The following is a 22,698-nucleotide window of genomic DNA, read 5'->3' as shown; positions in this document are numbered from 1 at the left end:
TGCACGACAATTCGTAGCAGACTACGAAGTTTCGCTCACCTGGGTCCACCAGGGATCGGGGCGCTTGCGGTGCCACTGCAACACGTTCTCGAGCTGAGCGGCCACCGACACCAGTAGCGGCTCCGAGGATTCGTGGCCCATCAGTTGCAGGCCGATCGGAAGGCCGGCGGTGGTGAACCCTGCCGGCACGTTGACGCTCGGCCAGCCAAGCACGTTCCACGGCCAGGTGTAGGGACAGTGCTCGGTGATCACCCGATCGGTGTCGGCATTGGAGATGCCGTCGATGGCCTCGATCCGCGGCGGTGGGGTGGCCGTCGTCGGGGCGAGCACGATGTCGTACTCGTCGAAGAATCGGCCGATACGACGCCCGATGCGCGGCTCGGCGGCGCGGGCTGCACGGAGCGGCGCTCCGGCGAGAGCTCGGCCGCTCCTGGCATTGGCTCGGGTCCTCGGGTCGGCGAGAGACGGATCCGGCAGACGGTCTACCCAGGCCGCCACACCGGCCAGCGAGCGGGGTAAGAAGTTGAGCCCCAACAGCATTCCGTAGGCGGGGTCGTCGACGACCACTCGATGTCCGAGCAGTCGCAGCACCGCGGCCATCTCGTACGCGGCAGCCGCGATCTCGGGGTCCAGGGGTGCGGGCGTCGGGATGAAGGGCTTACGCAGGCTGAGCGCGATGCGCAGCGAGCCGGGGTTGCGTCCGACGGCATCGGAGACGGTCAATGGTTTCGGACGATGGAGATCTCCGTCGTGACTACCCGAGACCACGTCGAGGAGCAGTGCCGCGTCGGCCACGGTACGTGCGAGCGGGCCGATGACGGTGATGCCGTTGAACGCCTCGGGCTCCGGCCACGACGAGATGCGTCCGCGTTGCGGCTTGATCCCCACGAGATTGGTCCAGGAGGCCGGAATTCGCACCGAGCCGGCACCGTCGGAACCGAGAGCGGCAGAGACCAATTCGGCAGAGCTCCCACCCGAGGAGCCGCCGGGGGTGCGCTCGCGGTCCCATGGATTGCGGGTGTGCCCGAAGGTGCCGCCGGTGAAGGGCCATTGGCCGAGTTCGGGGCTGTTGGTCTTTCCGACGATGACGGCCCCGGCCGCACGCAGTCTGCGCACCACCTCCGAATCCGTGGTGGCCGGTGGAAAGTTGCCCGCGCAGCCGAAGGCGGTCGGCTCCCCGGTGACGTCGACGTCGTCCTTGACGGCAACGGGAACGCCGAGCAGGGGAGCGGTGGTGCCGGCGGCGCGCAGCCGGTCCGCTTCGGCGGCCTCGGCGAGGGCGGCGTCGCGGCGCACGAGGCGGAACGCGTTGAGCGTGGGTTGGCTCTTGTCGATCCGATCGAGCGATTCGGTGACCGCCTGTACCGAGGTGATGCGACCCGACGCGAGAGCGGCGGCCTGGGCAACGAGAGTCGACCGATGGAAATCCACGCCTGCACAGTATCGACTTCTCGTCAGCGCGGGAACGGTCGCCGCCGCTGCGCGCGTGGGACACTGGACGACGTGAGGCCATACCGTGACAACGCAGTCGTCCTGCGCCAGCACAAGCTGGGCGAGGCCGACCGTATCGTCACGTTGTTGACCAGGGAGAACGGCATCGTGCGGGCCGTCGCAAAAGGGGTTCGCCGCACCAAATCCAAGTTCGGTGCACGGCTGGAGCCGTTTGCGCACATCGACGTGCTGCTCTATCCGGGACGCAACCTCGACATCGTCACCCAGGTGCACACCGTCGACGCGTTCGGTGGAGACATCGTCGCCGACTACGGCCGCTACACCACCGGCTGTGCGGTTCTCGAAACGGCCGAACGGCTGGCCGGTGAGGAACACGCGCCCGCGCAGCGGCTGCATCAGCTGACTGTCGGTGCCCTGCGCGCCCTCGCGCAGCACGTGCGGCCGCCCGAGTTGGTGCTCGACGCATACCTGCTGCGCGCGATGGGTTTCGCCGGATGGGCACCCGCACTGACCGATTGCGCGCGGTGCGCCGCGGTGGGGCCGCACCGTGCGTTCCACGTCGCTGCCGGTGGTGCGGTGTGCGTGCATTGCCGACCGCCGGGCTCGGCGACGCCGTCGACCGGGGTACTCGACCTGATGGTGGCGCTCGAGCGAGGCGAGTGGGACTACACCGTCACCACCTCCGATGCCGTCCGTAAGCAGGCCAGTGGCCTGGTGGCGGCTCATCTGCAGTGGCATCTCGAACGACAGTTGCGCACCCTTCCGCTCATCGAACGCTCGCACCCGCACCAGGTGCCGCTGGCCCAACCTGACTCCGTGTTCGCCGACACCGTCGGGCAGGATGGGGACCGTGATTCGACGACGCGAGCCGCAACCCCGGCCTGACGAACGGCCGGCGGTGCGCCCGCCGGACCCGCACCCCTCGGGTGCGCGGCCACCGATCCTGCAGCCGGAACTGATTCCTCGTCACGTCGCTCTGGTCATGGACGGCAACGGTCGGTGGGCACAGGATCGTGGATTGCCGCGAACCGCAGGGCACGAGCAGGGCGAAGCGGTACTGATGGACGCCGTCTGTGGCTGCATCGAGATCGGTGTGCAGTGGTTGTCCGCGTACGCATTCTCGACGGAGAACTGGAAGCGCAGCCCCGACGAGGTCAAGTTCCTGATGGGCTTCAACCGGGACGTCATTCGTCGTCGCCGCGACGAGATGAACGAGATGGGCGTCCGGGTTCGCTGGGCCGGCCGTCGCCCGAGGTTGTGGGGCAGTGTCATCAAGGAACTCGAGGTTGCCGAGGAGTTGACGAAACGCAACACCGTGATGACCTTGACGATGTGTGTCAACTACGGCGGCCGAGCCGAGATTGCCGATGCCACAAGGGAAATCGCTCGACAGGTGGCCGCGGGCAAGCTGAACCCGGAGAAGATCACCGAGGCCACCGTCGCCAAGTACCTCGACGAGGCGGACATGCCGGACGTGGATCTGTTCCTGCGTCCGTCGGGGGAGCAGCGGACGTCGAACTTCCTGCTGTGGCAGTCGGCGTACGCGGAGTTCGTGTTCCAGAAGAAGCTCTTCCCGGATTTCGACCGTCGGGATCTGTGGGAGGCGTGTATCGAATACGCCTCGCGGGACCGACGATTCGGTGGAGTCAAATATGAGTGAGGACGCGAACGGGACGCCGGACGAGGGGCTTTCGTTGCAGGCCCGCGCCCAGTTGGCGCTCTCGCAGTTCGCGACGGTGACACTCGGCGACGAGGGATCTCTCGGTTTCGACTACGCGGGCGCTCTGTGCTCGCTGCGTGCCGTCCGACTCTCGCCCGAACTCGAGGTGCTCTCGCTCACCGCGGTCTTGGCTTGGGACCGGCCGCTGAAGCCGGCTCTGCACAAGAAAGTTGCCGACCGCAATGCGGACTCGCAATTCGGCGCGATCTCGGTCAACACCCACGGCAAGCTCGCGGATGTGTTGTTGCGCTACACCTTTCCCGCGAACGGTCTGGACGACGAGGCGATGTTGACGATGCTCATTCTGGTGCTCGCCGGAGTCGAGAAGGCGCGTGAGGGCCTACTTCCCTGACTCGTCAGCTAAGGTTTGCCTGTACTTAGTTTCTAGTAGAGGTGGATGCGATGACTGTGCGGTGGACCCGAATGCTCACGGTAGTGGTGGCGGTGATCACCCTCGGTGCGGCCGTGACGGCCTGTTCGACCACCGACGACGTCGACACGGCGACGCAGTCGGCGGACGGTGCGTTCCCGGTTGTCATCGACCACATCTACGGCAGCACGACCATCGCCGAGAAGCCCACGCGCATCGTCACCCTCGGGGTGTCCGACGCCGATGCCGTCATCGCGCTCGGCACCGTTCCCGTCGGGAACACCGGGTACACGTTCTACGAGACCGGACTCGGTCCCTGGACGGATGAGTTGGTCGGTGACGCGCCGTTGACGCTGCTGGGCTCGGAGTCCGAGCCGAACTTCGAGCTGATCGCCTCGCTGGCACCGGATCTCATCACCGGACTCAACGCGGGTTTCGACGAGGCGACGTACGACAGGCTCAGCGGCATCGCGCCGACGGTCGCCCGACCTGCAGGATCTGCTGCCTATGCCGTCGATCGTGAGGTTGCCACCGACACCATCGCTCGCGCGATGGGTGAACGCGACCGCGGCGAGGAGTTGAACGCGCAGACCGACGCCGCGCTCGAGCAGGTTCGAAACGAACATCCGGAGTTCGCGGGCAAGACTGCAGCAGTGGTGCTTCCGTACGACGGCCAGTTCGGCGCATATCTGCCCGGTGATGCCCGCGGCACATTCGTCACCTCACTGGGCTTCGAGGTCCCGGAATCGATCCGCGCCCAGGACGACGGCACCAACTTCTTCGTTCCGGTCTCGTCCGAGAACATTTCGATGCTCGATGCGGACCTGGTGCTCTATCTCGGTACCGGTGCCGACATCGACGTGGTGGCGGAGAACCCGATCTTCGGAACGCTCGATGCTGCTCGGCGCGATGCGATCGTGCCGTTGTCCACCGATCAGCGTGGAGCGATCACGTACAACTCGGTGCTGTCGATTCCGTTCGCCATCGACGCGTTGGTACCTCGCATCGCAGAGGTCGTCGCCTGAGCTGCGTCACCGCGTGGCTGCGGTGCACTGACTGCAGGTGCCGAAGATCTCGATCGTGTGGCTCACGTCGCTGAAGCCGTTGGATTCGGCGACGCTCTGCGACCACTTCTCGACGGTGGGGCCTTCCACTTCCACGGTGAAACCGCACGAGCGACACACCAGGTGATGGTGATGTCCGGAGGAACAGCGCCGGTAGACCGACTCGCCGTTGTCGGTGCGCAGAACGTCGACCGTCCCGGCGTCGGCCAAGGTCTGCAGCGTCCGATACACCGTGGTGAGCCCGATACCCTCACCGCGCTTGCGCAATTCGTCGTGCAGATCCTGTGCGGACTTGAACTCCTCGATGGTGTCGAGCAGATCGGAGATGGCACTGCGCTGCTTGGTGGCCCGCACTCCGACGACGACGGGTCGTCGCGATGTCGCGGTGTCGGTGGACTTGTCGGTCACAGGTTCCGGCCTTCCTCGGCGTGGGCCACGGCGTCGACGACGATATGGGAGAGGTGATCGTCGACCAATCGGTAGAGGACCTCGCGTCCGTTGCGTTCTCCGCGCACCACACCCGCTGCCTTGAGCACTCGAAGGTGCTGGCTGATCAACGGTTGCGTGACGCCGAGGGCGACGACGAGTTCGTGTACGCACCGCTCGGACTCACGCAGCTGCAGCACGATGGCGATGCGCACCGGGGCCGCGAGTGCCCGGAGGATGTCGCCCGCCGCGGTCAGAGTCTCCTTCGGCGGGATGTGAGCCGGGGGAGCGGCGGCGAACGGATCGCCGGAGTGCAACGGGTGCTCCGGGTCCTGCCGGTGGGTCGAACTTGCTTCCACTGTCGAATCCGTGGACACGGTTGCGGCTCCTTCGATCGCCGGTTCGTTGTCGGCGGACTCTCCCTGCACGAGCGACGTCATGAAACCAGGTTAGTGCAGTAGTTGTTATTGCAAATCGTATTCATTGTGATATGCACAGGTGCGCATGTCAACTTCCGCACCCGACCGCTGTTCGGTTTCGCCCGCCGAGCCAGATAGTCTGATCAGGGCGAAAACCGCCCGTCACCTCTTACACGATGTAACCGAAGATGGAGAGCTCCGCCAGTGGCACCCAAGTCCAAAGTCGAAACCGTCGCCAACCTCGCCAAGCGCAGAGGCCTCGTCTACCCGTGCGGCGAGATCTACGGCGGTACCAAGTCGGCCTGGGACTACGGCCCGCTGGGCGTCGAGCTCAAGGAGAACATCAAGAAGCAGTGGTGGCGCAACATGATCACCAGCCGCGACGACACCGTCGGGCTGGACTCCTCGGTGATCCTGCCCCGGCAGGTGTGGGAGGCGTCGGGCCACGTCGAGACGTTCTCCGACCCGCTGGTGGAGTCGCTGCACACGCACAAGCGGTACCGCGCCGATCACCTCATCGAGGCCTACGAGGAGAAGCACGGCCACCCGCCGGAGAACGGCCTCGCCGACATCCGCGACCCGGAAACCGGTGAACCCGGCTCCTGGACCGAACCGCGTGCATTCTCGGGTCTGCTCAAGACCTTCCTCGGCCCGGTCGACAACGAAGAGGGACTGCATTACCTGCGTCCCGAGACCGCACAGGGCATCTTCGTCAACTTCGCCAACGTGCTGACCACCTCACGCAAGAAGCCACCGTTCGGCATCGGCCAGATCGGCAAGAGCTTCCGCAACGAGATCACTCCGGGAAACTTCATCTTCCGCACCCGTGAGTTCGAGCAGATGGAGATGGAATTCTTCGTCAAGCCCGGCGAGGACGACGAGTGGCATCAGTACTGGATCGACTACCGCATGAAGTGGTACACCGATCTCGGTATCGATCCGGAGAACCTGCGGCTCTACGAGCACGCCAAAGAAAAGTTGTCGCACTACTCCAAGCGCACCGTCGACATCGAGTACAAGTTCGGCTTCCAGGGCAGTGCGTGGGGCGAGCTGGAGGGCGTGGCGAACCGCACCGACTACGACCTCTCGGTGCACTCCAAGGCGTCGGGCCAGGACCTGAGTTACTACGAGCAGGCCACCGACACCCGTTACACCCCGTACGTCATCGAGCCTGCGGCCGGTCTGACGCGTTCGCTGATGGCGTTCCTCGTCGACGCGTACACCGAGGACGAGGCCCCCAACGCCAAGGGCGGCGTCGACAAGCGCGTCGTGCTCAAGCTCGATCGTCGCCTGGCACCGGTGAAGGTCGCGGTGCTTCCGCTCTCGCGTAACGCAGACCTGACGCCCAAGGCGAAAGACCTTGCGCAGCAACTGCGTCAGTACTGGAACGTCGAATTCGACGACGCCGGAGCCATCGGTCGCCGTTACCGTCGACAGGACGAGATCGGCACCCCGTTCTGCATCACCGTCGACTTCGACACCCTCGACGACCACGCAGTCACCATCCGCGAGCGCGACACGATGGCGCAGGAACGCGTGGCACTCGATCAGGTCGAGGGCTACATCGCCTCCCGTTTGATCGGCGCGTAAGAACCTCACTCACCCGACAGGGCCCGATCTCGCGATGAGATCGGGCCCTGTCGGCTGTCGAGGGGTGGGTCAGAAGCGGCCGCCACCACCACCGAATCCCCCGCCGCCGCGAAGCACACTGTTGATCAGAATGCCGCCGAGCACTGCGCCGGCGATGTTGCCGCCGCTGCCGCCGCCGCGAGGACCGTGACGATTCTCCCAGTTCTGGACATCGGACTGGGCGATCTGCGATGCGCGCGAGGCCAATTGGCTGGCAGCGTGAGCATGCTTGAGGGCTTCGTCGGGGTTGTCCTGGCTCAGCTGCCGAGCCGCGCCGAGGTGGCGTTCGGCCTCGGACAGGCGCGTTCTGGCGTCGGCCCCCACACCGCCACGGCGGGTCGAGATGTAGTCCGCGGCTGCGGTGATCTGCGCCTGAGCGGCCGCGATATCGCGATCCAGACGGGCCCGCAGTTGATCCTCGGCAGCCTTGTCCGCCGAGGCCTCGTCGACGATCTTCTCGAGTTCGGCGTCGGCCGCCGCGAGCGCGGTGTAACTGCCGAGAGGGTCCGAAGACTGCGCCGTCTCTGCGTTCTCCAGAGCCGCCTGCGCCGCCGTCATGGCCGATTGCAGTTCGGCCCCACCGTGTTCGGCCAAACCACGAGCCTGCTCGATGTCGCGGCGAACGTCCGCGATGGCGTCGGGCAGGGTGGCGATGGCATGCCGGATGTCGTCTCGCGCATGGTCGACGCCGTCGAGCAGGGTCTTGGCCTGGTCGACGGCTCGTTCGGCCGTTCGAATGGCGGTCACAGCAGGTCCCTGCTTACCGGGCGGGAGTGCTGCCGCCTTGCGGCCGGCTTCGATGTTGTCCTCGGCCAGGGCCATTCGGTCCTTGGCCATCGTGACGTTGTCTGCGATCGAGGCCAGGGCGGAGGCGGCGAATTCCGAATGCAGCTGCGCGAGAACCGACTCGGATTGCGGAATTCTCACCGTCAAGCCGACGACCGCCTGGGTCAGCTCGTCGAGGTGGGCGTCTGCGTTCATCACGAGATCGCGGAATCCGTCGAATTCCTCCACCCGCGAATCGAGTTCGCGATCGGCCTGGCCACAGGAGGAGATGATCTCGACGAGCATCGCGCGACGCTGATCGGGAGTTTCCGGAATGGCGTCGTCGAGGCGTTGGCGGATCTCGAAGGCGGACGCGAGGGCCCGTTTGGCGTTGTCGTGGGCGGCGATGAAGGGTGCGGCCGCAGAATCTCCGAACTCTCCACGAGCGAGGTTCAATTCCTCTTCGCTGGCGCGTACTGCATTGTCGGTCTCGACCAGGATTTCCTTGGCACGGGTGTCGAGTACGTCGATGGGGAAGGCGGCCAGTGCGGCCGGATCGCTCGGGTCGATCTTCGCCACGGCCTCGACCTCGGCGGCGACGCGGGCCTTCTTGCGCCGCGACGAGTAGACGACGGCTCCGCCACCGGCCACGGCCAGTACGCCGACGCCGATCAGCAGGGGTGCGGACGAGCCGCCGCTGCCGCTCGAGGCATACGCGTCGCCGAGCGCACCCGCTGCTGCGATGGCCGCACCGGACCAATCTTCTTCGCGCAGTGCGGGTTCGACGTCATTGACCCGAATATCTTCCTGCTCGGACGAGGTGATCTGCGACAGTCCGGTGTTCACACCGAGGTAGTACGAACGGTCCACGGTCGCCACCGCGAGCAGAACGTCGCGCTGCCCGAGATCGCTCCTCGATGCAGTCTGCTCGGCCCAGCTCGCCGCCGACATGTTGTCGAAGTCCGCGACGTACGTGACCCACAACCGAAGCTGGCTGCTGCCGTAGAGGTCGTCGACGGAGGTCTGTACCTCGGCCATCGAGTCGGGGTCGAGTGCCTGGACGTTGTCGGTGATCTGCGTGGGCAGGCGCGACGGAGCCTCTGCGGAGGCGACCCCCGGCGCGAGCAGGACCGCCGCGAACAGGGTCAGGGCACCCACGGCGGCGAGACGACGAAATCGATGGACCGAGCTTCGGGCGGCTGACTTTCGAACGACTGTGGCGCTGCTGTGCCGCCGGTGCTGGACTGCCATGCGCTGAAATCTACCGGCTGGGCGGCGAGGAGATCGAGCAGGTCGATGTGGATGCATGACAGTTGTCACCTCGCAATCGTGACGCTCGAACGAGGTCGACGCTGCTCGATCGCAGCAGAGTGATTCCCATGACCACAACGAAGGCAGTCGAACTGCGAAACGTCACCAAGACCTACGGCTCGGTCCGGGCGGTCGACGGGCTCAGCCTGTCCATCGAACCGGGCGAGGTCGTCGCATTTCTCGGACCGAACGGAGCGGGAAAGACGACCACCATCGACATGATGCTCGGCCTGGCGACACCCACCACCGGGTCGGTGTCGGTGTTCGGGGGAACACCCGCGGACGCGATCGCCCAGGGCCGCATCTCGGCCGTCATGCAGACCGGCGGTCTGCTTCGCGACCTGACCGTCCGAGAAACCGTCGAATTGACGTCGGCACTGTTCGCCCGCACACGGTCGGTGAAGGAAGTCCTCACCCGGGCCGGCATCGCCGACATCGGAGATCGCCGAGTGGCCAAATGCTCCGGCGGACAGCAGCAGCGACTGCGATTCGCGCTGGCACTGCTACCCGATCCGGACCTGCTGGTGCTCGACGAGCCGACCACCGGAATGGACGTCGAAGGACGTCGCGACTTCTGGAACGCCATTCGCCAGGACGCCAGCACCGGCCGAACGGTGCTGTTCGCAACGCACTACCTCGACGAGGCCGACGCGTACGCGGACCGCATCGTGCTGGTGCGGCACGGCAAGATCGTCGCCGACGGCAGCGCCGCCGAGGTGAAGAACCTGGCGGCAGGGCGCACCGTCACCGCCACGCTGCCCGGCGTCGACCAGTCGGTGCTGCTGGCTCTGCCGGGAGTGGACCGCGTCGACACGCGTGGCGACAAGGTGATCGTCCACGGACGCGACTCCGACGCGGTGGCCCGGTACCTGCTCAACGACGCACACGCGACCGATCTCGAAATCGTCTCGCGCAACCTCGAGGACGCATTCCTCGCCCTGACCACCGACTCCGAAAACAACCTCGCCGGGAGCATCCGATGACCACGACCACGCAGTCCACAACCACCCGCACATCTGGCAGAGCCGTTGCCTGGGGCGGATTCTCGACCACGTTCCTCGGACTCGAAATCCGCAGACTGTTCCGAAACAAGCGCACGCTGATCTTCACGTTGGTCATGCCGCCGGTGTTCTTCGTCATCTTCGGCACGCAGTCGGACTACCGCACCGACTATCCCTTTGCGCACGGCAACGTCACCGGTTACATCGCCATCAGCATGGCCGTCTACGGAGCGATGCTGGCAACGACCAGCGGGGGAGCGATGGTATCGGTCGAGCGGGCACAGGGGTGGAGCCGACAGCTTCGCCTGACGCCGCTCAGGCCCGTCGCCTACATCGTCACCAAGGTGCTCGTGGCCATGACGATGGGCGCGGCCTCGATCGTGGTGGTGTTCGTCGTCGCGAAGTTCCTCGGGGCGGACATGCCGATCTGGGTGTGGATCGTCAGCGGCCTGATCGGCTGGATCGGCTCGGCGGTGTTCGCCGCGTTCGGACTGTTCATGGGCTACCTGCTGCCCTCGGAGAACGTGATGCAGATCCTCGGACCCGTGCTCGCGTTCCTGGCGCTGGCAGGCGGACTCTTCGTTCCCCTCGGTGACAGCGGCTGGTTCCCGATGTTGGCCCAGTTCACCCCGCTCTACGGCTTGGCCACCGTGTCCCGGGCCGCGTTCGCCGGGACCGAAACCGGAACGTTGCTGGTCGCCGTGATCAATCTGGTGGTCTGGGCGACGATCTTCGTCACAGGCGCGGCGATGCTGTTCCGGAGAGACACCAAGCGTGCCTGAGACCGAAGCCACTGATCGTGTCGCCCACAGGGATACCGTGGGCGACATGACCACGTTCACCGCCGATCTCCCCGAGGGCCGGGTCTGGCGGTACGGCTGGATGTTCGGAGCCATCTGGCTCATCTATCTGATCTATCCGTTGAACGAGATTCTGTCTCTGGAATCCGTGCCGGCCCGGGTCTTCGGGATCGTCGTGATTCTCGGCTTCGGTGTCGTCTTCACATCCACCTTCTGGCGTTTCCGCAACGGACACCGCCGAGGACATCCACTGCCCACGTCGCAGGCATGGATCGCGCTCGGGGTGATGGTGGCCCTGACTTTCGCGATGAGTGCCTTGGTCGGTACCACCGGTTTCGGCGCGACCGTCTACATAGCGGTGCTGGCGATGATGACCCTGCCGGTCCGGCAGGCCTGGGCGTTGGTGGCGGCGATGGTGGTGATCGTCGAAGCGGCGCCACGCTTCGTCGATTCCTGGGAGCCCGACAACTTCTTCGCCTTCCAGCTGCTGATCAGCGCGGCCGCGGCTTGGGGAATCACTCAGGTCTTCCAGCGCAATCACGAATTGGCCGTGGCCAGGCAACAATTGGCAGACCTGGCCATCGTGGCCGAACGCGAGCGCATGAGCCGGGACGTGCACGACATCCTCGGTCATTCCCTGACCGTCATCACCGTCAAGAGCGAACTGGCCGGCAGGCTCATCGAGATCGACCCCGCCCGAGCGGCCGTCGAGATCGCCGAACTGGAAACCCTTGCCCGGCAAGCACTTGCCGATGTGCGCAGCACCGTCGGGGGCATGCGACAGGTCGACATCGGATCCGAGTTGGCCAGTGCACGAACCGCATTGACCGCTGCGGGAATCGATGCGGATCTTCCCGATGACGCCGACGTGGTGCCACTGCGACATCGAGAACTGTTCGGTTGGGTGATCCGGGAGGCGGTGACCAATGTGGTCCGCCACTCGAGCGCACGACATTGCCGAGTGACGCTGACGGCGTCGAGCATCTCCATCGTCGACGACGGAGTGGGACCGGCAGACAAGGATTCCGGCGGCAACGGTCTGCGGGGTCTGGGAGAACGAGTGGCCGCCGCGGGTGGTGCACTGACGATCGCCCGGGTGCCGACCGGTGGTTTCAGGGTGGAGGTACACGGTGAATAGGACGCAGGCGCAATGACCATCACACTCCTGCTGGCGGACGACCAAGCCCTGGTGCGGGGAGCGCTGGCAGCTCTGCTGGGGCTCGAACAGGATCTCGACGTCGTCGCCGGGGTGGGACGCGGGGACGAGGTCGCCGCTGCCGTTCTCGAACATCGACCCGACGTCGTCCTGCTCGACGTGGAGATGCCCGGCAAGAACGGTATCGAGGTCACCGCCGAACTGGCCCTGATCGCACCGGAGTCGAGAGTGCTGATCGTCACCACATTCGGGCGACCCGGCTACCTGCGGCGCGCGATCGATGCGGGTGCGTCGGGTTTCGTGGTCAAGGACACCCCAGCCAAGCAGTTGGCCGACGCCGTTCGGCGCGTGCACATGGGGCTTCGCGTGGTCGATCCGACGCTGGCGACCGAAACCCTCACCGACGGCATCTCTCCACTGACGGCCCGAGAGCAGGAGGTTCTCCGGGCGGCCGCCAAGGGCGGGACGGCGGGATCCATCGCTGCTCAGGTCCACCTCTCGGAGGGCACGGTACGCAATCATCTGTCGTCGGCCATCGGTAAGACCGGCACCAGTACCCGGGCCGAGGCGGTACGGGTGGCCGAGGACAGAGGGTGGCTGTAGGTCGTTCGGGGCGCGCCGTGACCACGCCGACGAGCAGGCCTGGCAAACTCGAGGGGTGAATTCAACTCTCGACCGAGATTCGTACGGAGATGCGTACGACGATCGGTATGCCCCGGACCCCGGTCCCGAGCGCCTGGGCTTCTTCGGAACGCTCGGACGCTGGACCGGTCGGCTCCTCGCGGGAGTGGTGCTGATGTCGCTGGTGCTGGTCGCAGGAACAGCAGTGCGGGTGTGGCAGGTGGCGCGCATCGACGACTATTCCAAGGCGGACGCCATCGTGGTGCTCGGTGCCGCGCAGTACAGCGGCACCCCCTCGACGGTGTTCGAGGCACGACTGTCCCAGGCCGCGTCGCTGTACGAGCAGGGTATAGCCCCCGAGATCGTCACCGTCGGCGGCAAGCAGGAGGGGGACCTGTTCACCGAGGCCGCGTCGGGCCGCAACTATCTGATCGATCAGGGCGTTCCCGCCGACGCCATCGTTGCCGTCGAGACCGGCTCGGACACACTGGAGAGCATCGAGGCCGTGAGCAACACCCTGCGCGAGCAGGGCAAGTCGTCGGTGGTGTTGGTCAGCGATCCGTGGCATTCACTTCGCACCCGAACCATGGCGCGCGACGCGGGCCTCGACGCCTGGACCTCGCCGACGCGCACCGGTCCGGCCGTCTACACCAGAGAATCCCAGGCGCACGGAATCGCCAGGGAGACAGGCGCTCTGCTGTGGTATCAGCTGACCCACTTCACCGCGGACTTCTCCTACACGGCAGGCCAGTAGATGACCGGCACATACTCGGCCCACGACGTCGAACGATTCGTCCCCGAACCGCCCAAGACCGCGGGACTGCGGGCCGGGGCAGACAACGCCTCTCACCGAAGCGCCTTCGCGCGCGATCGAGCGCGCGTGTTGCACTGCGCCGCACTGCGCAGGCTCGCCGACAAGACCCAGGTCACCGGACCGCGAGACGGAGACACCCCACGCACGCGGTTGACGCACTCGCTCGAAGTTGCCCAGATCGGCCGCAGCATCGCCGAAGGACTCGGCAGCGATCCCGATCTGGTGGACCTGGCCGGGCTGGCGCACGACATCGGCCACCCGCCGTACGGGCACAACGGCGAACGCGCCCTCGACGAAGTGGCCCAGGATTGCGGTGGGTTCGAGGGCAACGCGCAGAACCTGCGCATTCTCACCGGACTCGAGCCGAAGATCCTCGATGCCGACGGTCGCAGCGTCGGGCTCAACCTGACTCGAGCCTCGCTCGATGCCGCCACCAAGTACCCCTGGATCCGACCAGCCCCGGGCGCGAAATTCGGTGCCTACGACGACGACTCCGGCATTCTGGGTTGGGTGCGTGACGGCGCTCCGGACGAACACAAGTGCCTCGAAGCGCAGAGCATGGACTGGTCCGACGACGTGGCGTACTCGGTGCACGACGTCGAGGACGGTGTGATCGACGCTCGAATCGACCTGCGGGCGCTGTCCGATCCGATCGAGCGACGCGCCCTCGCAGAACTCGGCGTCTCCGAATTTCGCGGACTCGATGTCGACGAACTGATCGAGGCCGCGGATCGACTGTCGAGGATGCCCGTCGTGGTCGCGGTCGGACGCTACGACGGAACTCTCGCCGCATCGGTGGCGCTCAAGCACATGACCAGTGAACTCGTCGGCCGCTTCGCCACCGCCGCCATCGAGGGCACGCACGAGAAGTACGGCACCGCGCCGTTGAGTCGCTACGACGCCGACCTGGTGGTGCCGTCGATCGTCGGCTCGGAGGTTGCGCTGCTCAAGACCATGGCCCTGCGGTACGTGATGTCCGACGCCGGACACAAGATCCGCCAGGAGCGTCAGCGCGATCGCATCCACCGTGTCGCCGAGTGGTTGATGCGCTCGGCTCCGGGCGAGCTGGACCCCATCCTGGTGCCCGCCTGGCAGCGGGCCGACAGCGATGCCGAACGGACCCGAGTGGTGGTCGACCAGATCGCGTCGTACACCGAGAGCCGACTCGAACTGATCGACAAGCGTTCGCTCGGAGCTCAGGCCAGCTGGGGCTGACCGCTCCGCGACCGAATGTGGGTAGGTCCGGATCGGGACTAGACTGCCCTTCGTGGCCGGCCGAATTCCTGAACGCGACATCGCCGCCATTCGCGAACGCACACGGATCGAAGACATAGTCGGCGACTACGTCTCTCTCAAGCGCGCGGGCGGCGACTCCATGAAGGGGTTGTGCCCCTTCCACGACGAGAAATCTCCGTCGTTCCACGTCCGTCCCAACCACGGTCACTATCACTGCTTCGGCTGCGGCGAGGGAGGCGACGCCTACTCCTTCCTCCAGAAGATCGAGCACATCTCCTTCGTCGAGGCCGTCGAGCAATTGGCCGATCGGTTGAACTACTCGATCTCCTACGAGGGCGGCGGGCCGTCGGTTCAACGCGATCGCGGCACCCGAGCGCGCCTGATCGCCGCGAACGCGGCCGCGCAGGAGTTCTACGCGGGCAGGCTCGGCGGTCCCGACGCCCAGGCTGCGCGGGACTACCTCACCGAGCGCAACTTCGACGGGCATGCCGCCCTGGCATACGGCTGTGGTTATGCGCCCGACGGCTGGGACACGCTCACCAAACACCTGCTGGGCAAGGGCTTCGAGGCCAAGGAAATAGTCGACGCGGGGTTGGCGACACCCGGTAAGCGGGGGACGCCGATCGATCGCTTCCGGCGTCGGCTGGTGTGGCCCATTCGCAGTCAGAGCGGCGACGTCATCGGCTTCGGCGCGCGCAAGCTGTTCGACGACGACACGATGCCTGGCAAGTACATCAACACCCCGGAAACGATGCTGTACAAGAAGTCTCAGGTGTTGTTCGGCCTCGATCTGGCGCGCAAGGAGATCGCGAAATCGCATCAGGCCGTCATCGTCGAGGGCTACACCGACGTGATGGCGATGCACCTGGCAGGCGTCAAGACTGCGGTGGCGTCCTGCGGAACCGCATTCGGCGAGGATCACCTGGCGATGCTGCGTCGATTGATGATGGACGACAGCTACTTTCGCGGTGAAGTGATCTACACCTTCGACGGCGACGAGGCCGGCCAGGCCGCCGCGATGAAGGCATTCGAGGGTGATCAGAAGATCGCCGGTCAGACGTTCGTCGCCGTCGCGCCGGACGGAATGGACCCGTGCGATCTGCGCTTGAAATCCGGCGACAACGCCGTTCGCGATCTCGTGGCCAGGCGCACTCCGATGTTCGCTTTCGTCGTCAAATCGCTGCTTCGAGAACATGATCTCGATACGCCCGAGGGGCGCGTCGAAGCATTGAAGCGAACCGTCCCCGTGGTCGCCCGCATCAAGGATGCGTCGCTGCGGGACGAGTACGCGCGGCAGCTCGCCGGCTGGACCGGGTGGGACGACACCGCGATGGTGCTCGCCCGCGTGCGCGACGAGGCGAAGAAGGGTGCCCGAGGCGACTCGAGTGGAAAACGCGTGCCGTTCGAGAAGCGTCAGGCAGCGCCCGCCGAGGCCCCCGCCGGGCCGCCGCGCCCCAATCCCACCGATCCGTCCCTGTGGCCGCAACGGGAAGCGCTCAAGGCGGTACTGCAGATGCCCGCGATGGCAGGAACGGTGTTCGATTCGCTCCCGCCGGAAAGCTTCCATCACCCGGCGTACGCGGCTGTGCGCGACGCAGTGGCCGCTGCCGGCGGCACCGCGGCCGGGCTGGGCGGAGGGGAGTGGGTCGACGCCGTGGCCAAACAGGCCAAGGACGCCGTTGTCGTGTCGTTGGTCACCGAGCTCGCCGTCGATCCGATGCGCGTGGCCGACGACGCCCTCACCCGCTACATCTCGGGCGTGCTCGCGCGACTCCAGGAGGTATGGGTCGGCCAACAGGTGGCGGAACTCAAATCGAAACTGCAGCGCATGTCGCCGGTGGAGAAGCCCGACGACTACAACGCGCTGTTCGGCGACCTCATCGCCCTCGAGCAGTACCGCCGCAGTCTGCTCGAGCTCGCCGTCGGGAGTGTGGCCGAGGTCGGTTAGCGCCGCAGCTGATCGCGGGGAACGAAGACCTGGGTCTCGTCGTCGATCGGCTTCATCGGTTCCAGTCGTGGCTGGGTGTTCAGGGAATCGGACAGCTTCTGACGGCCGACCTCGATCGCCTTCTTGGTGGCCGGGCTCGACGCGACGGCGCTCGCCGTCTTGCGAATCTGCTCGTACCGGCCACGTCCCGCCTTGGCACCGAGTACGTAAGCAGCTCCGGCCGCCAGTACCAAACGAATCATCAGTAGGTCCTCCCATAGGGCGTGCGGCTGTTCTTCCATCTTGCCCGACGAACCTCTAGCAGGGCGATTTGGTACTCGGCAGAACCCGATTTGGTAGTAGCAAGGGGGTGTGCGCTATTGTTTCCAACGGCTCGCACGAGAGTGTGACGCCGCGAGGTAATCCCCCATAGCTCAATTGGCAGAGCATTCGACTGTTAATCGAAGGGTTCCTGGTTCGAGTCCAGGTGGGGGAGCGCAGTCCCCGTCCGGTTCGCCGGGTGGGGATTTTTGCTGTCGGGGGTAGGCCACCGGAGCCAAGGCGCGGCGCAGGAACGTACCGGACATGTGGTACCGCGAGTTCGAGCTAGATAACAGATCGTGACGGTTATTTCTGTATATCGAATGAATGAATCCCGTCGACCGATGTCAGTTTTGTCGGTCGTCCGCGACATACTGAACGAGCGATCCCGGTGGCTCGACAGTGCTGTTAAAAACCGGGTCGGTCGGTTTTAAGGGGCTTCATGAGTTTGAGTTACGCAGCAACCGTTCCACGACACCTCGTGCATCGGCGGTCTCCGGCCGACGTTCTGTTGACCGATTACGAGACCGTCGACGGCACCCATCGGGCGGCGGTCCAGTTCCCCACGTCGCATCGCATGTTCGCGCCGGTTCGCCGAACCCACGACTCGTTGATGGTGGCCGAGGCTCTACGCCAGGCAATCAGCCTCTTCTCTCACGTCAACCACGGCGTGCCACTCGATCACGTGGTGTTCATCGAGCACTCTCGCTTCGAGATCCTGGACCCGCTGTCGGTCGACGACATCGAAGACTCGCTTGTCGCAGAGTCGATCACGACCGACGTGACGTTCGAGAACGAGTCGCTGGACAACATGAAGCTCTCGGCCCGACTCCTGAACGGCACCCACCTCGTCGCGTCGGGGACGGCGTCGGTCCGGACCATCGGACCCGAGGTGTATTCGCAGGTTCGGAAGTCGACCGTTGCCGACCCCCACTTCCGTTTCCTGCCGGCCGGAACCGAGGTGGTACCGCCGTCCTCCGTCGGACGCCTCGATCCGTCCGACGTGGTGCTGGCGCGGCACACATCCGACGGAACCATCGTCGTCGCGCCGGATCCGCGCAACCTGGCGATGTTCGACCATTCGGTCGAGTACCTGCCGGGCGTCACGATGCTCGAGGCGGCCCGTCAGGCTCTCCGCTTGGCCACCGGAACACCGGCCTTGGATTTCACCTCCTGCGAGGTGAGGTTCATGGGATTCGCCGAGTGGACCAACCCGTGCTCGGTGATCGTCGACACGGACTCCACCGACGGCGTCTTCCGTATTCAGTTCGAGCACGACGGCGCGGTGCTGTCGGCGATGTCCGTCACGGCGACGTCCGAACCGTGGTTGGCTCCTACCGATCGCTCCAGTCGATAAGGGCGTCCTCGGCAACTGCCATCGCCCGCGGGAGGCGTCGGCGCGGCACCACCGCGGGCAGCAACATCTGCCACATCTCGGTCAGCCGCTGCTGTAGATCGGCACGTCCGGTCAGCATCTCCGAGACCGTCTGCACGCCGGTGAACGACGCAACGATGTAGCGGCCGAGCGTGAGTGCGTCCATACCGTCGACGATGTCGCCCTCGGCCTGAGCGCGTGCGGCCAGATCGCCCATCTTGCCGACCCAGTCCTCGAACGCTTGCGCATTGGGACTGCCCACGATGGCCGACTCCAACGTCAACCGCATACCCCCGCGGGCGATCGATTCGGTCTGCAGTTGGCGTCCCAACTCCTTGCTCACCAGGATCAAGGCGTCCAACGCTTTCGGCGTCCGCTCGATGACGATGGCGCTCGCACTCGCCGCCATGGCCAGTTGCGCGTCGATCACGGCCTGCGCCAGATCTTCCTTGGACGAGAAATGGAAATACATCGCGCCTTTGCTGACCCCGGCATGCGCGATGATGGTGCTCAAACTTGCTGTGCCGTAACCGAACTTCTCGAAACTGGCGGCAGCACCTTCGAGTACGGCCTGCCTGGTGGACGCTGCACGCTCCTGCATCGGTCGACAATAACTGTTACCCGGGTTCGCGGCACGGCGTGCAGCAAGACATTCTCCTCCGGATTGATGGCAGGCTGAGACCATGGTCGATACGAGCGCAGGAATTCTGTTGTACCGCGTCGGAGTCGACGGTCCGGATGTGCTGATCGCTCACCCCGGCGGACCGTTCTGGGCTCGCAAGGACGACGGAGCCTGGTCGATCGTCAAAGGTCTGATCACCGACGGCGAAGACCCGTGGACGGCGGCGCAGCGAGAATTTCGCGAGGAAGTCGGGATCGACGTTCCGGCGGGAGATCACATCGAACTCGGCACGGTCATGCAGCGCGGCGGGAAGATCGTCACCGCGTTCGGCGTCGAGTGCGATCTGGATGTGTCGAATGCGGTGAGCAACACATTCGAGATCGAATGGCCTCCGAAATCCGGCATCATGACATCGTTTCCCGAGGTCGACCGCGTCGAGTGGTTTCCACTGGCTCAGGCGAGAGCGAAGTTGCTCGCCTCGCAGCACCCATTTCTGGACGCGCTGGAGGCAGTTGTCCCGGCACGATAGTTTCGGCGCGGGTTCCCAGGGTATCCACCGGCCGGAAATGACGAGGGTCGCGGATGCAGGGTGGGAATCGAATCATGACGACGATGGATACGGCGGGCGCGAAAACCGTCTCGGAGGGAACTCGTGCCGAGACTTCGGTCTTGGATACATCGGTCGTGGAGACATCCCTCGTGGAGACTCAGTGGGGTGGCCGAATCGTCGCATCGGCGTTCGTGGTTCTGGCCGGCGGACTGTCGTGGGTCTTCGTCGCAACGGCAATGATCGGCCAGTGACCGAGGATCGGTCGGCCGATACCGCCCGGCGACAACGACGAAGGACAACACAGTGACCGACGGCATCGCCTCTGCAACCCCACCGGCAACAGAGGTTCCCAAACGCGCCTGGCAGGCGCTCGTGGTCCTTCTGCTCGGAATGTTCATGGCGTTGCTCGACACCACGATCGTCAACGTGGCGCTCCCGACGATCAGCACCACGTTGGAAGCGTCGGAATCGGTTCTGTCGTGGATCATCTCGGGGTATGCACTCGCCTTCGGCCTGGCTCTCATCCCGGCAGGCAAGGTGGGCGACCGGATCGGCCACAAGTGGGTCTTCTTCACCGGGCTCGCCCTCTTCACCCTCGCGAGTTTCGCGTGTGGGCTGGCTCAGGACGATCTGCAGCTGGTCGTCGCTCGAGTCGTGCAGGGTCTGGCCGGCGGTATGTTCGTCCCCGCGGTCACGGCGTTCATTCAACTGCTGTTTCCAGGTCCGGTGCGAGGCAAGGCATTCGCCATCATGGGCGCGGTCATCGGCGTCTCGACGGCGCTCGGACCGATCGCGGGCGGCCTCATCATCCAGGCTTTCGGCGACGAGAACGGCTGGCGGCTGGTCTTCTGGGTCAACCTACCGATCGGAATCGTCGGTCTCGTCGCGGCTGCAGTGCTGCTCCCGAGCAAGACCGACACCGAACCGACGGCCCGCCCCGGAATCGACTGGCTCGGACTGTTGCTCATCTCGGCAGGACTCATCGCACTGCTCGTTCCGCTGATCGAGGGCCAGGAATCGGGCTGGCCGATGTGGACCTACCTGACGATCGCCGCAGGCCTCGGCCTCATCGCGCTGTTCGGCCGGTGGGAAGTGATCCGGAGCGGCCGCGGACAGAATCCGTTGGTGCCGCCTCGATTGTTCACCCGTCCCGCGTTCACCGGAGGTGTGATCCTCGCGCTCGTCTACTTCGCCGCCTTCACGAGCATCTTCTTCACCATCTCGCTGCTGTGGCAGACCGGGCTGGGCAACACGGCACTGGCATCGGGACTGGTGTCCATACCGTTCGCCATCGGCAGCATCATTGCCGCCTCGCAGAGCAACAGGCTGACGATCCGGCTCGGTCGTACCGTTCTCGTACTCGGGGCCTCGCTCGTCTCGATCGGGCTGATCTGGCTGTGGATCATCCTTGCGACCAGCTCCGCCGACACGATCTCGCACTGGACGCTGTTGGTTCCACTGTTCATCGCAGGTCTGGGCAACGGCGCGTTCATCGCACCCAACGCGCAGTTCATCGTCGCGACCGTCGATCGCGACGACGCGGGAGCCGCGAGCGGGGTCATCTCCACCATGCAGCGCGTCGGCTCCGCGATCGGCATCGCCGTCATCGGTAGTGTGCTGTTCGGATCTCTGACCATCACCGGCCCCGATACCGTCGGCTCCGGCTTTCTGCACGGCGCGGCCATGGCGATGGCCGTGAGTGCCGCGTTCAGTCTCGTGGCACTGGCGTTGGTGTTCGCGCTCCCCAAGAAGGTCCAGAGTGGGCACTGAGCGCACAGCTCAGGACTTCAGGCCCTTGCTGTGCCGATCGACCACGGTTGCTGCGAGGTCGGCGATCTTGACGTTCAGGTCCTGAGAGGACTTACGCAACAGGGCGAACGCCTCGTCGCCGGACACATCGTGCAGAGCCATGATCAGGCCGATCGCCTTGCCGATCTCACGGTTGCTCTCGAGTCCGTCACGCAGAGTCGACGCCTCCTGACCGTTCATGACCGCAGCAACGGCGACGGCCGTGAACGCCGTCAGAATGATCGCCTTGCTCGCGCTGTCGGCGTCGAACACACCCGGCTCGTCGGTGAACAGGTTGAGCGCGCCCACCTTCTGATCGTCCACCTTCAGGCGAAATCCCATGGCCCCTCGCACCGGCGTGCGGTTCAACACACCGCGAGCCATCGCGGGCCACTGCGTCGGTGTCCGGAAGTCGGCCTCGAGCTGCGCCGCCTCGCTGGTGATCGCGTCCAGACACGGGCCTTCGCCGGTGGCGCGCTCGATGTCGTCGATGACACGAGCGACGTCGTCGGAGGCCGCGACGGTGACGGGCTTTCCGTGACGCATCAGCATCAGGCTGGCGTGATCACAGTGGGGAACGATCAGCACGGCGGCATTGCAGATCGCGGTGTAGATCTCTTCCGCGCTGCTGCCTCGGTACACGATGTCGGCCAGTGCGGCGAACACGGTGGCCGGGTCGGTCACCGGGCCGTCGGTGGAGCCTGCAGGAACGGCTGGAGGTCCGCTCGGCTGCGATTCGTCGTTCATTGGTTACTTCCGTCCAGTGTGTGAGCATCGAGTGACCGGGACTCGGAGTGCATCAACCGTACCGTCACCGGATCGGGTGGCCGATAGGACGGGTCTCGGCAGTAGCCTCGACTGGTGAGCGACGCACAAGGATCCACCGGTTTCGAGTACGGCCACGACGGTCCGAAGTCGATCGTGGTGGGTGTCGACGGTTCCGATTCCTCCTGGCGCGCCGCCGCCTATGCGGCAGGGCTCGCTCGTAGGCAGCGGTCTCTGCTGGTGCTGGTGTACGTGCAACCCATTGCGACGGCGTCGTGGGGCCAGGCCGGCATCTCTCTCGTCGAAACCGGCCAGCAGATCGCCGACGAGTTGCTCGAGTACGTCCGTGCCTCCGCTGCACGATTCGGGGATCGGGAACACGTGCGGTGGGAGTTCCGGACCGCGCAGGGCGACCCGTACAACGGGCTGATCGCCGTGGCAGAGCAACTGCGCACCGACGCGGTCGTGGTGGGGGCGTCCGAGACTGCGGGCCACCGAATCGCAGGTTCGGTGGCGGTGCGGTTGGTCAAAGCAGGCCGCTGGCCGGTGACCGTGGTGCCCTGAAC

Annotated in this window: 24 protein-coding genes and 1 tRNA gene; 18 read left to right on the top strand and 7 right to left on the bottom strand. The window is 65.5% G+C overall.

From position 1 onward, the window contains the following. Positions 1-21: 21 nt before the first annotated feature. Positions 22-1,431 carry an amidase gene (locus CH274_RS13790; protein WP_094657785.1) on the bottom strand — a complete coding sequence of 470 codons (1,410 nt, stop codon included), beginning with the start codon at positions 1,429-1,431 and terminating at the stop codon, positions 22-24. A gap of 72 nt (positions 1,432-1,503) precedes the next feature. On the opposite strand from CH274_RS13790, the gene recO reads away from it, so the two are divergent. Genes recO through CH274_RS13770 form a run of 4 tightly spaced genes read left to right on the top strand, consistent with a single transcriptional unit; the run spans position 1,504 to position 4,567 of the window. Then, positions 1,504-2,337 carry a DNA repair protein RecO gene (gene recO, locus CH274_RS13785; RefSeq protein WP_008715506.1) on the top strand — a complete coding sequence of 278 codons (834 nt, stop codon included), beginning with the start codon at positions 1,504-1,506 and terminating at the stop codon, positions 2,335-2,337. Beyond that, positions 2,294-3,112, top strand: coding sequence for an isoprenyl transferase (locus CH274_RS13780; protein ID WP_045194677.1), 819 nt, complete (start codon positions 2,294-2,296; stop codon positions 3,110-3,112). Before recO ends, CH274_RS13780 begins: the two co-directional genes overlap by 44 nt. Further along, positions 3,105-3,524, top strand: coding sequence for a hypothetical protein (locus tag CH274_RS13775; RefSeq protein WP_045194679.1), 420 nt, complete (start codon positions 3,105-3,107; stop codon positions 3,522-3,524). Before CH274_RS13780 ends, CH274_RS13775 begins: the two co-directional genes overlap by 8 nt. 50 nt (positions 3,525-3,574) lie before the next feature. Then, the gene (locus tag CH274_RS13770) at positions 3,575-4,567 is read left to right on the top strand and encodes an iron-siderophore ABC transporter substrate-binding protein (RefSeq protein WP_094658028.1); all 993 of its coding nucleotides are present in this window, start codon (positions 3,575-3,577) and stop codon (positions 4,565-4,567) included. 6 nt (positions 4,568-4,573) lie between these two features. On the opposite strand, the gene CH274_RS13765 is transcribed toward CH274_RS13770, so the two are convergent. After that, a complete protein-coding gene (locus CH274_RS13765) occupies positions 4,574-5,014 on the bottom strand; it encodes a Fur family transcriptional regulator (protein ID WP_045194682.1) in 441 nt (146 codons plus the stop codon). Then, entirely contained in the window at positions 5,011-5,472 is a 462-nt protein-coding gene (locus tag CH274_RS13760) for an ArsR/SmtB family transcription factor (RefSeq protein WP_306436606.1), read from the bottom strand. The genes CH274_RS13765 and CH274_RS13760 overlap by 4 nt, the downstream gene beginning before the upstream one ends. 183 nt (positions 5,473-5,655) lie before the next feature. Between CH274_RS13760 and CH274_RS13755 the strand changes: the two genes are divergently transcribed. Further along, positions 5,656-7,041: a glycine--tRNA ligase gene (locus CH274_RS13755; protein WP_032379159.1), complete on the top strand. Its 1,386-nt coding sequence runs from the start codon at positions 5,656-5,658 to the stop codon at positions 7,039-7,041. Between the two features lie 69 nt (positions 7,042-7,110). On the opposite strand, the gene CH274_RS13750 is transcribed toward CH274_RS13755, so the two are convergent. Next, positions 7,111-9,003 (bottom strand): TPM domain-containing protein, encoded by a 1,893-nt coding sequence (locus tag CH274_RS13750; protein ID WP_256993571.1) that lies wholly within the window; start codon positions 9,001-9,003, stop codon positions 7,111-7,113. Positions 9,004-9,224: 221 nt separating this feature from the next. Here CH274_RS13750 and CH274_RS13745 point away from each other — a divergent pair, with 221 nt between their 5' ends. Genes CH274_RS13745 through dnaG form a run of 7 tightly spaced genes read left to right on the top strand, consistent with a single transcriptional unit; the run spans position 9,225 to position 16,732 of the window. Beyond that, positions 9,225-10,139 carry an ABC transporter ATP-binding protein gene (locus CH274_RS13745; RefSeq protein WP_094647581.1) on the top strand — a complete coding sequence of 305 codons (915 nt, stop codon included), beginning with the start codon at positions 9,225-9,227 and terminating at the stop codon, positions 10,137-10,139. Then, the gene (locus CH274_RS13740) at positions 10,136-10,939 is read left to right on the top strand and encodes an ABC transporter permease (protein WP_094657784.1); all 804 of its coding nucleotides are present in this window, start codon (positions 10,136-10,138) and stop codon (positions 10,937-10,939) included. Before CH274_RS13745 ends, CH274_RS13740 begins: the two co-directional genes overlap by 4 nt. A 46-nt stretch (positions 10,940-10,985) precedes the next feature. Further along, positions 10,986-12,095, top strand: a complete 1,110-nt coding sequence (locus CH274_RS13735) for a sensor histidine kinase (protein WP_094658026.1) — start codon at positions 10,986-10,988, stop codon at positions 12,093-12,095. 12 nt (positions 12,096-12,107) lie between these two features. Further along, entirely contained in the window at positions 12,108-12,716 is a 609-nt protein-coding gene (locus CH274_RS13730; RefSeq protein WP_094657783.1) for a response regulator transcription factor, read from the top strand. Between the two features lie 55 nt (positions 12,717-12,771). Then, a complete protein-coding gene (locus CH274_RS13725; protein ID WP_094657782.1) occupies positions 12,772-13,488 on the top strand; it encodes a YdcF family protein in 717 nt (238 codons plus the stop codon). Further along, on the top strand, positions 13,489-14,763 hold the full coding sequence (locus CH274_RS13720) for a deoxyguanosinetriphosphate triphosphohydrolase (protein WP_094657781.1): 1,275 nt from the start codon (positions 13,489-13,491) through the stop codon (positions 14,761-14,763). Positions 14,764-14,815: 52 nt separating this feature from the next. Then, on the top strand, positions 14,816-16,732 hold the full coding sequence (gene dnaG / locus CH274_RS13715; protein ID WP_045194694.1) for a DNA primase: 1,917 nt from the start codon (positions 14,816-14,818) through the stop codon (positions 16,730-16,732). Here the strand turns inward: dnaG and CH274_RS13710 are convergent. After that, positions 16,729-16,974 carry a hypothetical protein gene (locus tag CH274_RS13710; protein WP_032394749.1) on the bottom strand — a complete coding sequence of 82 codons (246 nt, stop codon included), beginning with the start codon at positions 16,972-16,974 and terminating at the stop codon, positions 16,729-16,731. The genes dnaG and CH274_RS13710 overlap by 4 nt on opposite strands. 160 nt (positions 16,975-17,134) lie before the next feature. Between CH274_RS13710 and CH274_RS13705 the strand changes: the two genes are divergently transcribed. Both CH274_RS13705 and CH274_RS13700 read left to right on the top strand, forming a co-directional pair. Next, positions 17,135-17,207: transfer RNA gene (locus CH274_RS13705), tRNA-Asn, on the top strand. A gap of 267 nt (positions 17,208-17,474) precedes the next feature. Continuing rightward, positions 17,475-18,389 carry a ScbA/BarX family gamma-butyrolactone biosynthesis protein gene (locus tag CH274_RS13700; protein WP_045194788.1) on the top strand — a complete coding sequence of 305 codons (915 nt, stop codon included), beginning with the start codon at positions 17,475-17,477 and terminating at the stop codon, positions 18,387-18,389. On the opposite strand, the gene CH274_RS13695 is transcribed toward CH274_RS13700, so the two are convergent. After that, a complete protein-coding gene (locus CH274_RS13695; RefSeq protein ID WP_094657780.1) occupies positions 18,367-19,008 on the bottom strand; it encodes a ScbR family autoregulator-binding transcription factor in 642 nt (213 codons plus the stop codon). The genes CH274_RS13700 and CH274_RS13695 overlap by 23 nt on opposite strands. A gap of 82 nt (positions 19,009-19,090) precedes the next feature. Here CH274_RS13695 and CH274_RS13690 point away from each other — a divergent pair, with 82 nt between their 5' ends. From CH274_RS13690 to CH274_RS13680, 3 genes are all read left to right on the top strand, one after another. Next, a complete protein-coding gene (locus tag CH274_RS13690) occupies positions 19,091-19,558 on the top strand; it encodes an NUDIX domain-containing protein (protein WP_094657779.1) in 468 nt (155 codons plus the stop codon). Between the two features lie 74 nt (positions 19,559-19,632). Beyond that, a complete protein-coding gene (locus CH274_RS13685; RefSeq protein ID WP_094657778.1) occupies positions 19,633-19,830 on the top strand; it encodes a hypothetical protein in 198 nt (65 codons plus the stop codon). 52 nt (positions 19,831-19,882) lie between these two features. Next, a complete protein-coding gene (locus CH274_RS13680; RefSeq protein ID WP_094647593.1) occupies positions 19,883-21,349 on the top strand; it encodes an MFS transporter in 1,467 nt (488 codons plus the stop codon). A 9-nt stretch (positions 21,350-21,358) separates the two neighbouring features. Here the strand turns inward: CH274_RS13680 and CH274_RS13675 are convergent, their stop codons facing one another. Beyond that, entirely contained in the window at positions 21,359-22,114 is a 756-nt protein-coding gene (locus tag CH274_RS13675; RefSeq protein WP_032394472.1) for a GAF and ANTAR domain-containing protein, read from the bottom strand. A 114-nt stretch (positions 22,115-22,228) separates the two neighbouring features. Between CH274_RS13675 and CH274_RS13670 the strand changes: the two genes are divergently transcribed. Further along, positions 22,229-22,696 carry a universal stress protein gene (locus tag CH274_RS13670; RefSeq protein ID WP_032394471.1) on the top strand — a complete coding sequence of 156 codons (468 nt, stop codon included), beginning with the start codon at positions 22,229-22,231 and terminating at the stop codon, positions 22,694-22,696. The last annotated feature ends 2 nt before the right edge of the window (positions 22,697-22,698 follow it).

Source organism: Rhodococcus sp. 06-418-5 (assembly GCF_002258285.1).
Taxonomy (GTDB): domain Bacteria; phylum Actinomycetota; class Actinomycetes; order Mycobacteriales; family Mycobacteriaceae; genus Rhodococcoides.
This window is presented reverse-complemented; position numbering and strand designations above follow the sequence as displayed.